General features: G+C 65.7%; 11 protein-coding genes and 1 tRNA gene. All 12 read left to right on the top strand.

The window, feature by feature from the left end:
* The first annotated feature begins 77 nt into the window (after window positions 1-77).
* Complete coding sequence (pepN, locus tag ACN20X_RS15265; RefSeq protein ID WP_016452943.1) at window positions 78-2,804, top strand: aminopeptidase N; 2,727 nt, start codon at window positions 78-80, stop codon at window positions 2,802-2,804.
* Window positions 2,805-3,002: 198 nt separating this feature from the next.
* Window positions 3,003-4,010, top strand: a complete 1,008-nt coding sequence (locus ACN20X_RS15260; protein WP_016452944.1) for a class 1 fructose-bisphosphatase — start codon at window positions 3,003-3,005, stop codon at window positions 4,008-4,010.
* Between the two features lie 26 nt (window positions 4,011-4,036).
* Window positions 4,037-4,112: transfer RNA gene (locus ACN20X_RS15255), tRNA-Thr, on the top strand.
* Between the two features lie 751 nt (window positions 4,113-4,863).
* Window positions 4,864-5,550 (top strand): adenylyl-sulfate kinase, encoded by a 687-nt coding sequence (cysC, locus tag ACN20X_RS15250; protein ID WP_016450619.1) that lies wholly within the window; start codon window positions 4,864-4,866, stop codon window positions 5,548-5,550.
* Complete coding sequence (locus ACN20X_RS15245) at window positions 5,547-6,182, top strand: aspartyl/asparaginyl beta-hydroxylase domain-containing protein (RefSeq protein WP_016450618.1); 636 nt, start codon at window positions 5,547-5,549, stop codon at window positions 6,180-6,182. The genes cysC and ACN20X_RS15245 overlap by 4 nt, the downstream gene beginning before the upstream one ends.
* Window positions 6,175-7,365 carry a sulfotransferase family protein gene (locus ACN20X_RS15240; protein WP_016450617.1) on the top strand — a complete coding sequence of 397 codons (1,191 nt, stop codon included), beginning with the start codon at window positions 6,175-6,177 and terminating at the stop codon, window positions 7,363-7,365. Before ACN20X_RS15245 ends, ACN20X_RS15240 begins: the two co-directional genes overlap by 8 nt.
* A complete protein-coding gene (locus ACN20X_RS15235) occupies window positions 7,355-7,909 on the top strand; it encodes a GNAT family N-acetyltransferase (protein WP_016450616.1) in 555 nt (184 codons plus the stop codon). Before ACN20X_RS15240 ends, ACN20X_RS15235 begins: the two co-directional genes overlap by 11 nt.
* Window positions 7,906-8,442 (top strand): phage tail protein, encoded by a 537-nt coding sequence (locus ACN20X_RS15230; RefSeq protein ID WP_473209545.1) that lies wholly within the window; start codon window positions 7,906-7,908, stop codon window positions 8,440-8,442. Before ACN20X_RS15235 ends, ACN20X_RS15230 begins: the two co-directional genes overlap by 4 nt.
* Before the next feature lie 23 nt (window positions 8,443-8,465).
* Complete coding sequence (locus tag ACN20X_RS15225; RefSeq protein WP_016450614.1) at window positions 8,466-8,996, top strand: phage tail protein; 531 nt, start codon at window positions 8,466-8,468, stop codon at window positions 8,994-8,996.
* Between the two features lie 11 nt (window positions 8,997-9,007).
* Window positions 9,008-9,541, top strand: coding sequence for a phage tail protein (locus ACN20X_RS15220; protein WP_016450613.1), 534 nt, complete (start codon window positions 9,008-9,010; stop codon window positions 9,539-9,541).
* A 14-nt stretch (window positions 9,542-9,555) separates the two neighbouring features.
* Window positions 9,556-10,413: a sulfotransferase family protein gene (locus ACN20X_RS15215; RefSeq protein WP_016450612.1), complete on the top strand. Its 858-nt coding sequence runs from the start codon at window positions 9,556-9,558 to the stop codon at window positions 10,411-10,413.
* A complete protein-coding gene (locus ACN20X_RS15210; RefSeq protein WP_473209544.1) occupies window positions 10,410-15,041 on the top strand; it encodes a DUF4347 domain-containing protein in 4,632 nt (1,543 codons plus the stop codon). Before ACN20X_RS15215 ends, ACN20X_RS15210 begins: the two co-directional genes overlap by 4 nt.
* Window positions 15,042-15,474 lie beyond the last annotated feature (433 nt).

Raw genomic sequence — 15,474 nt, 5'->3', positions numbered from 1 at the left:
TTTCAAGCCCCTGGGCGGCACCGGCCGCACAGGGGCTTGGACTCTGTCCCCTGATATTGGCATAGGAAGGAATCTGTATGCTGCAACTGCGTGACGGGCAGGCCCCTGCCACCGCCATCCACCGCGCCGACTACCAGGCTCCTGCCTGGTGGATCGACACCGTGGACCTGACCTTCGATCTCGATCCGGCCAAGACCCGCGTGCTCAACAAGATGCGCGTGCGCCGCAACACCGAGGTGCCGGCCCAGCCGCTGCGCCTGGACGGCGATGAACTGAACCTTGCGCGCGTGCTGGTCAACGGCGGCGGCACCTCGTTCAAGATGGACGGCGACCAGCTCGTGCTGGAGAACCTGCCCGAGGGCGGCGACCCCGTCGATCTGGAAATCTTCACCACCTGCGCGCCCGCCAAGAACACCAAGCTCATGGGCCTGTATGTGAGCCAGGGCACGTTCTTCACCCAGTGCGAGGCCGAGGGTTTCCGCCGCATCACCTATTTCCTGGACCGTCCCGACGTGATGGCCATGTATACCGTGACGCTGCGCGCCGACAAGACCGCGTACCCGGTGCTGCTGTCCAACGGCAACCTGGTCGAGCAAGGCGCGCTGGAAGACGGCCGCCACTTCGCCAAGTGGGCCGATCCGCACCGCAAGCCCAGCTACCTGTTCGCCCTGGTCGCCGGCAACCTGGTTGCGCGCGAGCAAAAGATCAAGAGCCGCGCAGGCCGCGACCACCTGCTGCAGGTCTTCGTGCGCCCCGGCGACCTGGAGAAGACCGAGCACGCCATGAACTCCCTCATGGCCAGCGTGGCCTGGGACGAGGCCCGCTTCGGCCTGTCCCTGGACCTGGACCGCTTCATGATCGTCGCCACCAGCGACTTCAACATGGGCGCCATGGAGAACAAGGGCCTGAACGTCTTCAATACCAAGTACGTCCTGGCCAGCCAGTCCACGGCCACCGACACCGACTACGCCAACATCGAGTCCGTCGTCGGCCACGAGTACTTCCACAACTGGACCGGCAACCGCGTCACCTGCCGCGACTGGTTCCAGCTGTCGCTCAAGGAAGGCCTGACCGTCTTCCGCGACCAGGAATTCAGCATGGACATGGCGGGCAGCCCCTCGGCGCGCGCCGTCAAGCGCATCGAGGACGTGCGCGTGCTGCGCACCGCCCAGTTCCCCGAGGATGCAGGCCCCATGGCCCACCCGGTGCGGCCCGACAGCTACATCGAGATCAACAACTTCTACACCGTCACCATCTACGAAAAAGGTGCCGAGGTCGTGCGCATGCAGCACAACCTGGTGGGCCGCGAAGGCTTCGCCAAGGGCATGAAGCTGTATTTCGAGCGCCATGACGGCCACGCAGTGACCTGCGACGACTTCGCCCAGGCCATGGCCGACGCCAACCCCGACAGCGAGCTGGCCCGGCGCCTGGACCAGTTCAAGCGCTGGTACAGCCAGGCCGGCACGCCACAGCTGCGCGCCGAAGGCAGCTATGACGCGGCCGCCCGCACCTACACGCTGACCCTGAGCCAAAGCTGCGCGCCCACGCCCGGCCAGGCAGAGAAGCTGCCCTTCGTCATCCCCGTGCAGATGGGCCTGCTGGGCCAGGACGGCCGCGCGCTGACCCTGCGCCTGCAGGGCGAAGATGCGCAGGCAGCCGGCGACAGCCGCCTGTTGGTGCTGTCTGAACCCAGCCACAGCTTCGTCTTCACCGACGTGGACCAGGAGCCCGTGCCCTCGCTGCTGCGCGGCTTCAGCGCCCCCGTGGTGCTGCAGCACAGCGACAGCGATGCCGCCTTGCTGACCCTGCTGGCCCATGACAGCGATGCCTTCAACCGCTGGGAAGCCGGCCAGCGCCTGGGCCTGCGCATCGCGCTGCAGGCCATTGGCGACACCTCCATCACGGCAGACGCCAGCGGCCAGATCGCCGCTGCCCTGTTGCCCTCCTCCTTCGTCGAGGCCATGCGCGGCGTGCTGCGCCATCCGCAGCTGGATGCAGCCTTCAAGGAACTGATGCTGACCCTGCCCGGCGAAAGCTACATTGCCGAGCAACTGGCCGTGGTCGATCCTCAGCGCGTGCACGCCGTGCGCGAAGCCATGCGCCAGCAACTGGCCACCGAGCTGCAGGCCGACTGGCAGCAGGCATGGCAGGAGCACAGCGACACCGGCGCCTACCGCCCCGACCCCGTCAGCTCCGGCCGCCGCGCCCTGTCCGGCATGGCACTGTCCATGCTGTGCCTGGCCGCGCGCGCCTCGGGCGACACGGTCTGGCCCGGCAAGGCGCTGCAGCGCTTCAAGGACGCAGGCAACATGACCGACCGCATGAGCGCCCTGACGGCACTGGTGCAAAGCGGCCACCCGCTGGCCGCCCAGGCCCTGGCACGTTTCCACAAGCTGTTCCAGCACGATGCACTGGTCCTGGACAAGTGGTTCGCGCTGCAGGGCGGCGCCTGCGACCGTGGCGGCAACGTGCTGCCGGCCGTCAAGCAGCTGATGAAGCACCCCGACTTCCAGATCAAGAACCCCAACCGCGCGCGCAGCCTGATCTTCAGCTACTGCAGCGCCAATCCCGGCGCCTTCCACCGCGCCGACGCGGCGGGCTACGTGTTCTGGAGCGAGCGCGTCATCGAGCTGGACGCCATCAACCCCCAGGTCGCCGCCCGCCTGGCGCGTGCCCTGGACCGCTGGAGCAAGCTGGCCGAGCCCTACCGCACCGCTGCACGTGAAGCCATCGCCCGCGTGGCGGCCCGCGCCGAACTCAGCAACGACGTGCGTGAAGTCGTCACCCGCGCCCTCGCGGATTGACGAGCCACCCCCTGAGTCGCTTCGCGCCTTCCCCCTTGCAGGGGGACGACACCCTCGGTGCGAGGCGGCTCTTCCTCGGTGTCCCTGGCTTGAGCAGCGCCGGTTTTATGCTGCAAGCCAGGAATCACTGAAATGCTGTTCATCAGCAGATGCATACGCCATGCCGCATCTGCTCCCGGATTTTTAGGAGTTGAACCCATGAAGAAAAACGTCAGCCTGACCCGCTACCTGGTCGAGCAGCAACGCGTGGACGGCCTCATCCCCGGCCAACTGCGCCTGCTGCTGGAAGTCGTGGCACGCGCCTGCAAGCGCATCAGCCAATCCGTCAACAAGGGCGCCATCGGCGACGTGCTGGGCACGGCCGGCAGCGAGAACGTGCAGGGCGAAGTCCAGAAGAAGCTGGACATCATCGCCAACGAGGTGCTGATCGAGGCCAACGAATGGGGCGGCCACCTGGCGGCCATGGCCTCCGAGGAAATGGAAGGCATCTACCTGGTGCCCAACCGCTACCCGCACGGCGAGTACCTGCTGATGTTCGACCCGCTGGACGGCTCGTCCAACATCGACGTCAACGTCTCCATCGGCACCATCTTCAGCGTGCTCAAGAAGCCCGAAGGCCACCCCGGCGTGACCGAGGAAGACTTCATGCAGCCCGGCACCCAGCAGGTCGCGGCCGGCTACTGCATCTACGGCCCGCAGACCACCCTGGTGCTGACCGTGGGCGACGGCGTCTCCATGTTCACGCTGGACCGCGAGCAAGGCTCCTTCGTGCTGGTGCAGGAAAACATCCGCATCCCAGAGGACACCAAGGAATTCGCCATCAACATGTCCAACATGCGCCACTGGGACACCCCCGTCAAGCGCTACGTGGACGAATGCCTGGCCGGCGTGGAAGGCCCGCGCGGCAAGGACTTCAACATGCGCTGGATCGCCTCCATGGTGGCCGACGTGCACCGCATCATGACCCGCGGCGGCATCTTCATGTACCCCTGGGACCGCCGCGAGCCCAACAAGCCCGGCAAGCTGCGCCTGATGTATGAAGCCAACCCCATGGCCTGGCTGGTCGAACAGGCCGGCGGCGCCGCCACCAACGGCAAGCAGCGCATCCTCGACATCCAGCCCACGCAGCTGCACGAACGTGTGAGCGTCATCCTCGGCTCGAAGAACGAAGTCGAAAAAGTGACGCAATACCATTCCGAGGCATGAATTTGCCGTTATAATTTTTGTCTGTCGCCGGTGTAGCTCAGTTGGTAGAGCAGCTCATTCGTAATGAGAAGGTCGAGGGTTCGATTCCTTTCTCCGGCACCAAACAGGAAGCCCCTGGTTCGCAAGAGCCAGGGGCTTTTTTCATGCTGCCGCGGGCATACCCCCCTGCGTCCTGCCGGTAGGAGCGCTGCCAGCCCTCTGTCGCGCAACGGCTCGCAGGCAGGGCCGGCCTCTGCCATTGCTTCGGGTCGCAGCCGGGACCCGTCATTTGCCGCCTGCGCCGCCTGCAGCCCGTTCGGGCGAAATACACGCAGCGGTCCTGCTTCCAACCTCCATCACACGTGACCTGCCGGCGCCGGACGGAAAAAGGGCTGCGGGCCCGTGCACGCGCAGGAACGCTCGGCAGCCGATATGAACTTGATGCCGGCAACGGAGCGTCCCATACAAATACCTATTTCCAGTGATATACCACTTTCCGTGCGTCTCCTATGATCGCGGCTTCCTCTCATTTCAGCGATATTCATTGGAGCAAATGGTATTAATGAAAATGAAAAATCATTTCAACAAGAATCTCATTTGCGAGAATAGTCGATAAACGTTTTCAGGAAAAGCTATTGAAAACACCTTCTTGAGACAAATAAATAGCCAACAACCATCGCCAATGGCTATTGACACTCCCCACTCCCCTGACAGGACGCTACGACACGTATTTCCCAGGGGAGACGGATGCGTTCGCATTGCGAAGTAGCGAATGGTGCCGTCAGTAATTTTTCTTGAAATTTCTTAACAATTCGTAGATATTCGCCCTGTCCGATTGACCCGTCTTTCGTTTTCCCGCTTTCCCACCCAAGCCATGCCATTTTCCGGCCATACCCCACCGCCCGACGTACATGCACAACCGTTTTGCATTACAAGGCAAGACAGGGAAAATCTGCATGGACACAGGGCATGCGCCATATGGCTCACCGGTCTTTCCGGATCTGGCAAATCGACAATCGCGAATGCGCTGCAGGCCCGCCTGCATGCCGCCGGCAGACGCACCTATGTGCTTGATGGCGACAACATCCGCCAGGGCCTGAACCGCGATCTGGGCTTCTCCAACGAAGACCGTGCAGAGAACATCCGCAGGGTTTCAGAGGTCGCACGGCTGTTCGTGGATGCGGGAACCATCGTGATCGCCGCCTTCATCTCCCCTTTCCGGGCCGAGCGCGATGCTGCACGGGCCTTGTTCGACAAGGGCGACTTCTTCGAGATCTTCGTGGATGTCCCCCTGTCCGTCGCCGAGCAGCGCGACCCCAAGGGCCTGTACAGGAAAGCGCGCCGCGGCGAGCTGCGCCAGTTCACCGGCATCGACTCTCCTTACGAGGCCCCCCCGGCTCCGGACCTGGCCTTGGCCACGCACCAGCTCAGCATCGCTGCCTGCGTCTCGCGCATACAGGCGCTGCTGCAGATGGAGCAGGCGGCCGAACCAGGCCCGGCAGCATGTGGCGTGGTGCCGCTGGTGAACTCACCCCTGCCGCTGGCCAAGGCACTGCAATGAATGCCAGGGCCATTCCGTCTTGCACACCTGCCGACGCATGCGCCGACGCACCCTTGTTTGCCCGGCTGGAGGCCGAGGTACGGCTGCAGGGACTGCGGGACGAGGTCGATGCGCTGCTGTCCTCACACTGGTGTGACCATGTGAACCACCGCGGCTACGAAGGTGCATGGCGCGTGGTGCCGCTGCGCTGCCAGCGCCAGCATGTGGCGGCCCACCCCCTTCTTCAGAGCTTCTCCATCGAGGCGCCTGACGAAGAATGGGACGATCTGCCCTCGCTGCAGCACAGCCCGGCGATGCGCGAGGTGCTGGACCAGTTGCAATGCCCGCTGCGCTCCGTGCGCCTGATGCAGCTGAAGGCCTGCTCATCCATCAAGCCGCATCGCGACCATGGCTTGAGCCTGGAGCATGGCCAGGCGCGACTGCACGTGCCCGTCTACACACACCCCGATGTGCGATTCATCGTGGAAGGCCTGGAGATCCCCATGGCCCCAGGAGAGCTCTGGTACTTCAATGCCGACGCCACGCATGAAGTGCTGAACCAGAGCACGCAGGACCGCACCCATCTGGTCATCGACTGCATTGCCAACGCCTGGCTGGCCGACCGCATCGGCAAGGGGCAGGCCCATGCATGAGCTGCAGGCAGCCTTTGCAGAACTGATTGCAAGCCCCCAGCAACAGGCCTTGCTCCAGCAGGCCAGGAGCGTGGAGTCGCTGCTCACCCAGTTGCGCCGGCTGTGGTGTCTTCCCGCCTGGAACGATGCCCAGCTCATGCAGGCGCTGGAGCAGGTGAACCAGGCGGCCGCCGTGCCGGCCGCCGCATTGGTGGCCGGCGGCTGGCTGCCCCACAGGTACGAGGCACGCACGCGCAGCATCCAGTGGTGCCTGCCGGACGGGCCCGCCACCGAACCCTTCCACGACGAATACATCGGCCGCTGCCTCCAGCGCCAGCCGCTGAACCAGTTTCTGCGACCGCGCACGCCGCTGGCCACCCTGGCACGGTTGGGCACAGACCTGGGACCGAAACGCCCGGTGCGCCGGCCCGCTGGTTTCATCTTCCATCTCTCGCGCTGTGGCTCTACCCTGGTCTCGGGCTGCCTGTCGGAACTGGACAGCACGATGGTGCTGTCGGAGCCGCCGGTGCTCACCGAGCTTCTGCTGGACCCCACGCTCCGCGCCGAGGAAAAGCGCCAGGCCATCAGCGGCCTGCTGGCCGTGATCGGCACCGCCGTACGCGGTCGCCAGGACCTGGTCATCAAGTGGAATGCATGGGACCTCCTGCAATGGGAGCTGCTGCGCGACCTGTACCCGCAGGTCCCCTGCCTGCTGCTGGTGCGCGATCCCGTCGAGATCCTGGCCTCCCACCACCGGCAATGCGGCCGGCACATGTCGGGCGATCCGTCGCTGGCGCGGCTGGCCCCGGTCTTCGATCTCCAGTCGGACCGACAGCCGTTCGTCTCCGTGCTGGACCACCGCATCCGGGTGCTGCAGACATTGATGCAGCGCATGCGCGAGCTGCACGACGGGCATGGCCTGCCCGTGCTGGACTACGGCCGTCTCGGACCCGAGACCCTGGAACGGATCGCCCACGGCTTCGGACTCGCCAACAGCAACGCCGCCCTTGCCCGCATGGCGGCGCGCCTGCGCCAGCATGCGAAGGCGCTGGACCAGCGGTTCGTACCCGACGGCTGTAGCAAGGCGGCCGCGTTCGACGCCCGTGACCGTCATCTCATCGAAAGCCGGCTGGCCGAGCCCTATGCGCACCTGCTGCGACGGGCCGGCTCCTTCGATAGCCTGGAGGTCCTGCATGCTACTTGAAGCATTGCGCCCGCGGGGCCTGAGCGTACGGCCCGCGCAACCCGAGGACCAGGGCCTGCTGCGGGATCTGTTCCTTTGCGCACGCCCGCACCTCCAATCGCTGCCGCTGCCGCAGGCCGCGCTGGCGGCACTGATAGACCAGCAATACGGCTTCCAGCAGGCAGGCCACCAGCGCCGTTTTCCCCACGCCAGCCACCTCGTAGTCCAGGCCGGCGACACACCCATTGGCGCCTTGACACTGCATGACAGCGCGGCAGACCTGCACATCGTGGACATCGTGCTGGCACTGGCCGCGCGCGGCCAGGGACATGGCACGGCGCTGCTGCGCTGGGTACAAGGCAGTGCCGCCGTGCTGGGCCGCCGGGTGACGCTCAGTGTCGATGCCACCAACCCGGCTGCGCAGCGGCTCTACCTGCGCCTGGGCTTCTCCACCTTGAGTGCGGATGCCATCCAGTTCGACATGCAATGGCAGGCACCGCAGCAGGCCGGCCATGCGCGCACCCCACCCTCCATGACCTCCCCAGAAAGGCAACACACCCCATGACGACACCGTATCTCGGAGAAATCCGCCTGTTCGCCTGGAACAGGATTCCCAAGGGCTGGATGGCTTGCTCAGGGCAGACCCTGGGCATCACCCAGAACCAGGCCCTCTTCAGCCTGCTGGGCGTCACGTACGGCGGCGATGGCGTCACCACCTTCAAGTTGCCAGACCTGCGTGGCCGGGTCTCCATGCACTGGTCCAGCACCGACAGTCCCCCCGTTGCGCTGGGTACAAGCGCAGGCAGCGAACACGTCACCCTGACGGTCTCCAACCTGCCCGGGCACACCCACATGCTGGCAGCCAGCACGGGCGGCGGCGACTCGGCCACCTTCACAGACAACTACATGGCCACGGCCATGGTCACTTCAACGCTACCGGCGGCCACGAATTTCTACGCACCGCCCGGCAATCTGGTGGCCCTGGATCCGGGCTCGGTCTCGCCCACCGGCGGCAACCTGCCCCACGAGAACTGCCAGCCCTCCCTGGTGCTTAACCCCTGCATCGCGGTACAGGGCGTCTACCCCTCGCGCAACTGAAGGCCATACAAGAGAGCAAGACCATGGACAACTTTGTCGGTGAAATACGTCTTTTCGGGGGCAATTTCGCACCCGCAGGCTGGGCGCTGTGCAATGGCGCCATCCTGAGCATCAGTCAATACGACACCTTGTTCGCGCTGATTGGCACCACCTACGGGGGCGACGGCCAGAACACCTTCGCCCTGCCCGACCTGCGTGCCCGCATACCCGTGGGCCAGGGGCAGGGCCCGGGCCTGACCAACCGGGTGATGGGCGAGCAATTCGGCGTCGCGGAGGTGACGCTGCTCCAGAACAATATGCCCGCCCATACCCACGACCTGCGTGCCAGCACCTCGGCCGCCACGGCCTCGCAGCCGGCGCCGGACCTGGTTCCTGCGCAAAACGGCACCGACAATTTCTATCTGCCCAAGCCCAGCAGCGGCGCCCTCCCCCAGAGCATGAAGCCGAACAGCGTGACCCTGTCCGGCTCCACCCTGCCGCACAGCAACATCATGCGCAGCACGGCAGTCAACTACATCATCGCGCTCTACGGCGTTTTCCCAAGCAGCAACTGAAGGCCAGGCACATGGACTACTACCTCGGAGAAATCCGCCAATTCGCCTTTTACTTTGCCCCGCGTGGCTGGGCACTGTGCAACGGCCAACTGATGCCCATCCAGCGGTATTCGGCGCTGTTCGCCCTGCTGGGTACCTACTATGGCGGCGATGGCAAGACTACCTTTGGCCTGCCCAACCTGCAGGGCGGCGTGCCCTTGGGGATGGATCCCAACGCCAACTGGCCCATAGGTACCCAAGCGGGATCGAACTCCGTGACGCTGATACAGGACGAAATGCCCACGCACAACCATGCGGTGATCGGCCTGAACAATGCGGGAACCAAGGCATCCCCGGAAACCGGCTGCTATCTGGGCTTCGACGCGCGCGGCGGCTCCGGCGTGGTCCGCTACATGCAGGCCAATGTGGCGGCCCCTTCAACCACCCTGGCGCCCACCACACTGGGTCCCAGCGGCGGCTCCACGGCCCACGAAAACCGGCAACCGTTTCTCGCACTGAGCTACTGCATCGCGATCTCGGACGGGATTTTCCCGCCACGCAATTGAGTACAGCCGGCGCCATGCCCCGCACACTGCACTTCATCTCCGGCCTGCCGCGCTCGGGCTCCACTCTGCTCGCGGGCATCCTGCGTCAGAACCCCCGCATGCATGCCGCGATGAGCAGTCCCGTGGCGGGGCTGCTCAACAGTGTCCTGGAGCAGATGGGCGCCGGCAGCGAGTCCTACCCCTTCTTCAACGAGGCCCGGCGCAAGACCATGTGCCGGGCCTTGATCGACGCCTACTACGCCGACATCCCGCAGCCGGTGATCTTCGACACCAACCGCCAGTGGACGGCACGCCTGCACCAGCTGGCCGAACTGGTGGAGGGTTTCAAGGTGGTCTGCTGCGTGCGCAATCCCGCCTGGGTCATGGACAGCTTCGAGCTCATCCATCGCAAGAACCCCTTCGACTACAGCCGCATGTTCAACGCCGCCAGCCGGCAGACGGTGTATTCGCGCTGCGAGACCATGATGTCCGCGGCCGGCGCGGTGGGTGGCGCCTGGACGGCGCTCAAGGAAGCCTACTACGGCCCCTTGTCCGAGCGCCTGCTGCTGGTGGACTATGACCTGCTCACGCAGCATCCCGGGCGCACGCTGGAACTCATTTACCGTTTCCTCGGCGAACCCGCCTTCGCACACGATTTCGACAATGTCGAGTACTCCGAAAACGAGTTCGACCTGAACCTTGGCGTCAAGGGCCTGCACGACGTCCAAAGGAAAGTGGCCTTCAAGGCACGCCGCAGCATTCTTCCTCCCGACCTGTTCGCCAAGTACCAGGACATGGATTTCTGGCAGGACCAGGCGGGAACCGAGGCAGGCATCATCGCCCCGCGCAGGGCAGACACCCAGAAACGACTCATACCGGAGGAGACCCCATGAACCGTGCCCTGCTCAGCGGCCTTTCCTCGCTGCTGTTTCCCTTTGCCGCCCATGCGGCGGCCACACCGGCCGGCGGATACCTGATGCGTGGCGGCTACCAGCCGGGGCGCCATGCGCGCCTGCAGCTCGATGCCTCCAGCCGCGCCTTCGACAGGCCCCACCATGCAAAGCCCCATCGCCCCCCGGCGGCCACGGATGCGGCAGGCCTGGACATCGTTCATCCTGCGGCCATCTCCGAACTGGTGGTGATCGACGGGTCGGTGGCCGACAAGGCCACCCTGTACAGCGGGCTCAGGCCCGGCGTGGCGGCCGTGGAGATCGATCCATCGCGGCCCGGCATCCCTCAGCTGGCCGCCGCCCTGAGCAACTACCGCGAACTGGCCGCGGTCCATGTGGTCTCGCACGCCTGGGATGGCGAACTGCAGCTGGGCAGCAGCCGTGTCACCTCCGACAGCGTCCTGCAGCAGCCGTCGGCGCTGGCCGCGTTGCGCCAGGCAGTGCGCGCAGGCGGCGACCTGCTGTTCTACGGCTGCGATCTGGCGGCCGGCGACAAGGGGGCTGCCCTGCTGGACATCGTCCATCGGCAGACGGGGCTTGATGTCGCTGCCTCCAGCAATCCGACCGGCAGCCCGGCCCTGGGAGCGGACTGGACCCTGGAGATCCAGCGCGGCCACATCGACACCCCGGTGGCTTTCTCGGACAAGGCCAGGGCGGACTTCTCCGAGGTGCTGGTCGCAGCCGATGGAACCCGGAATTTCGCAGGATGGTCGGGAGCACTGTCGCCACAACTGAGTACCACCGACTTCCGCCTGACCGCAGGGAACGGCGACGGATCCACTCCCAAGGTCGGAATCTATTTAGGAGGGATCTCCTACATGCTGACCAATGCGGCAAACGACAACCTCAACCACTACCTGTATGTCAAAGCCGACGGCTCCAATACCACGGCCTTCGAGTTGACGGGGCTGAACGCCGGTGAGTTTGGTTCGGGCGAATTCACCAACCTGCGTATCGTGGGAACGGTCCACGGCGGCGGAACCATCCAATCGGCCACCGTCAACTCCGCTGGAGCCAGCAGTGAGGCGTTCATGTTCGGCCCCGCACAATTGGCGGCCTTCGCCGGGGTGAAGCTGCAGGGCTTCAAGCTGTACTTTGACTGCGACGGTTCCTGCGCTGCCAATGAGACGGCCTTCCTGGAGTTCAGAAACTTCACCATCGCCAACGCCATCGACACCCCCCTGGCGCCCACGGTGACCGATGCACGCATCTCGATCTCAGGCGCATCCGGCACCGGTGGCGCCTACAAGATCAATGACACCGTCACCGCCAGCTGGAACAACAGCGCCGGCGGCGACAACAATAGCGGCATCACCGGCGTCACGGTGGACTTCAGCCAGTTCGGCGGGCCTTCAGCGGTCACGGCCACCAATTCCGGCGGCGTCTGGACAGCGGCCTATACCATCGTCGCCGGCTCAATCGACGCCACCAACCGCAACGTCAGCGTCACGGCCACCAATGCCGGCGGCAGCACGACCACGGCCGATACCACCAATGCCACGGTAGACACCATCGCCCCTGTCGTCACCCCTGGCAACATCGCCCTGTCGGGAGCGTCGGGCGTGGGTGGCGTCTTCAAGGCCGGTGACACCGTGATCGCCCAGTGGAACAACACTGCTGCGGGCGACAACAACACTGACACCATCAGTGCGGTGTCCATCAACCTGTCCGCCTTCAACGGCCCGGTGGCCATACCGGCCACCAACGCCGCCGGGATCTGGACAGCCACCCACCCGCTGCCGGCTGGGGTTGCAGGAAACAACCTCAATGCGAGCATCAGCGCCGTGGACAACGCCGGCAACATCACCACCACGACAGGCAGCTCCAACGCCACCGTGGACACCCTGATCCCCGTCGTCAGCAGCATTGCCGTCAGCGGCTCGCCAGCCCCGGGCGATGCCAGCGTGGCGTTCACGGTAACCTTCAATAAGCCAGTCACCAACATCTCCACCGACGACTTCACCCTGATCGGCACGGGCACGGCCTCAGGCACCATATCCAGTGTCTCGGCCAGCACGGGCAGCACCGTCAACGTCAACGTTTCGGGCATCACGGGCACCGGCACCCTCAAGACCAACCTGAACGGCAGCACCAACATCGCCGACAGCGTGGGCAACGGGCCGCCTGCGACCTTCAGCAGCGGCGGGACTCACACGGTCGCCGTGCCGGTGGCCCCCGGTGCTCCCACGGGTGCCACGGCCACGGCCGGCAATGCCCAGGCTTCCATCACATTCGCTGCCCCGGCCAGCAACGGCGGTTCGGCCATCTCCACCTATAATGCAGTGGCCAGCGGGGGCGGAGGCCAGACCGGATACTGCACGGGGCCGACAGCCTGCACCATCACCGTGCCCGGTCTGACCAATGGCATCAGCTACAGCTTCAACGTCACGGCCACCAGCGGCGCCGGCCTGACCAGCGCAGCAGCCACGACCAATACCGTCGTCCCCAAGGGAACGCAGACCATTACCTTCGCCAATCCCGGCGCCCAGAACTTCGGCACCACGCCGACACTGGCGGCCAGCTCCAGCGCAGGGGCTAGCTATCCGGTGACCTTCGCCTCGTCCACCATGGGCGTGTGTACCGTCACTCCGACAGGCGCGCTGACCTTCGTGACCGCAGGCACCTGCACCGTTGCAGCCGACCAGGCCGGCGATGCCGCCATCGGCTCCGCCCCCCAGGTCGCGCAGAGCTTTGTCGTGAACGCCGTCGCGCCCGGTACGCCCACCATCGGCACGGCCACGGCCGGCAATGCCCAGGCCACGGTGAGCTTTACCGCGCCCGCCTTCACGGGGGGTGCAGCCGTCACCTACACCGCCACGTCCAACCCGGGAGGCATCACGGCGACGGGCAGCAGCCCGATCACCGTGCCCGGCCTGACCAACGGCACGGCCTATACCTTCACAGTGACCGGCACCAACTCCGCAGGTACCGGCACGCCCTCGGCCACATCCAACCAGGTAACGCCCAAGGCCACGCAAACCATCAGCTTTGCCAACCCCGGCGCCCAGAACTTCGGCACCACGCCGACACTGGCGGCCAGCTCCAGCGCAGGGGCCAGCTATCCGGTGACCTTCGCCTCGTCCACCATGGGCGTGTGTACCGTCACTCCGACAGGCGCGCTGACCTTCGTGACCGCAGGCACCTGCACCGTTGCAGCCGACCAGGCCGGCGATGCCGCCATCGGCGCCGCACCCCAGGTCACGCAGAGCTTTGCCGTGAACGCCGTCGCCCCCGGTGCGCCCACCATCGGCACGGCCACGGCCGGCAATGCCCAGGCCACGGTGAGCTTTACCGCGCCCGCCTTCACGGGGGGTGCAGCCGTCACCTACACCGCCACATCCAACCCGGGGGGCATCATGGCGACGGGCAGCAGCCCGATCACCGTGCCCGGCCTGACCAACGGCACGGCCTATACCTTCACAGTGACCGGCGCCAACTCCGCAGGTACCGGCACGCCCTCGGCCACATCCAACCAGGTAACGCCCAAGGCCACGCAAACCATCAGCTTTGCCAACCCCGGCGCCCAGAACTTCGGCACCACGCCGACACTGGCGGCCAGCTCCAGCGCAGGGGCCAGCTATCCGGTGACCTTCGCCTCGTCCACCATGGGCGTGTGTACCGTCACTCCTACAGGCGCGCTGACCTTCGTGACCGCAGGCACCTGCACCATTGCAGCCGACCAGGCCGGCGATGCCGCCATCGGCGCCGCACCCCAGGTCACGCAGAGCTTTGCCGTGAACGCCATCGCGCCTGATATCCCCGTCATCGGCACCGTCACTGCCGCAGACGCCCAGGCCACGGTGAACTTCACGGCCTCCGTGGGCAGCGGCGGTGCACCCATCTCCGGCTACACCGTGACCGCCACGCCAGTGGCGGCACCCGGTGCACCCGCCGTGACAACGCAGACGGGCACGGCATCGCCCATCGTCGTGACGGGTCTGACAAATGGATTTGTCTACAACTTCACCGTCAAGGCCACCAACGGCGCACAGACCAGCGCGGACTCCGCAGCGGTACAAGCCACGCCGCGCAAGCTGGAGCTGGTGGGCGCACCAGGCAGCGTGCCCGGCATGTCCGGCACGCCAACAGCGACGCTGTCCGGCGGCGGTGCCACCTGCACGCTGCAGGCCACCGGCGGCTTCGGCCCTGCAGCGTCCACACCGCCAGGCCTGCAGGCGCCCAACGGCCAATTCGCCTTCACGGCCGAGCAGTGCACGGGCGCCGTGACGATGACCCTGGTCTACCCCAGCCCGCTGCCCGTGGACGTGCAGTTCCGCAAGCCCGACGGAGCAGGAGGCTGGTTCGACCCCACAAATGCAGCCACCTCGCTGAACGTGGTCCTGAACGCTGCCCGCACCACGGTCAGCTACACCATCACCGACAACGGTCTGGGCGATACCAACCCGGCCACGGGCTCCGTCAGCGATCCGTTCGTTCCCGTGGTGGCTGCCGTGGCACCCGGAGGCGCGCAGGCCATTCCCTCGCTGGGTGGATGGGCGCTCGCAATGCTGTCCGGGCTGCTGGGAGGCCTGGCCCTGCGCAGCAGGAAGGTGTTCACGGCCCGGCGCTGACACGCGGGCCGCCCGGGAGCACGGCAGGCCCTGGCTCGCAAGAGCCAGGGCCTGCCGTCCAGAGCCCGAGCCCCCTCAGCGCAGAGGCTGCAGCAAGGCGGCGATTCCCGAAAACAGCGCCGCCATAAAGCTTTTTCTTAAGCTTTGATGGGCATACTGACGGCATCCGCTTTCCGCCGAGCCTGAGGTCTTTCTCCTCCCTCCCTCTCAATACTTCTCAGGCACGCCCCCAGGGCATCGGCTTTTCCATACCCAGGCCCGCAATCACCCGGCTCGCGGGCCTACTCCTGTGCCCACCGGCCACGGTCGGTGCAGCAATGCCGACCGCCACATAGAGCACCCCCAGGATGGCCCTCAGGTTCCGCGAGCCTAACCAAGTCGCGGCCATACAGGGATACAGCGCGATGCAGCTGCCGTTGGCAGTGCCGAACTG

It is taken from the genome of Delftia sp. PX-1 (assembly GCF_055797465.1).
This window is presented reverse-complemented; position numbering and strand designations above follow the sequence as displayed.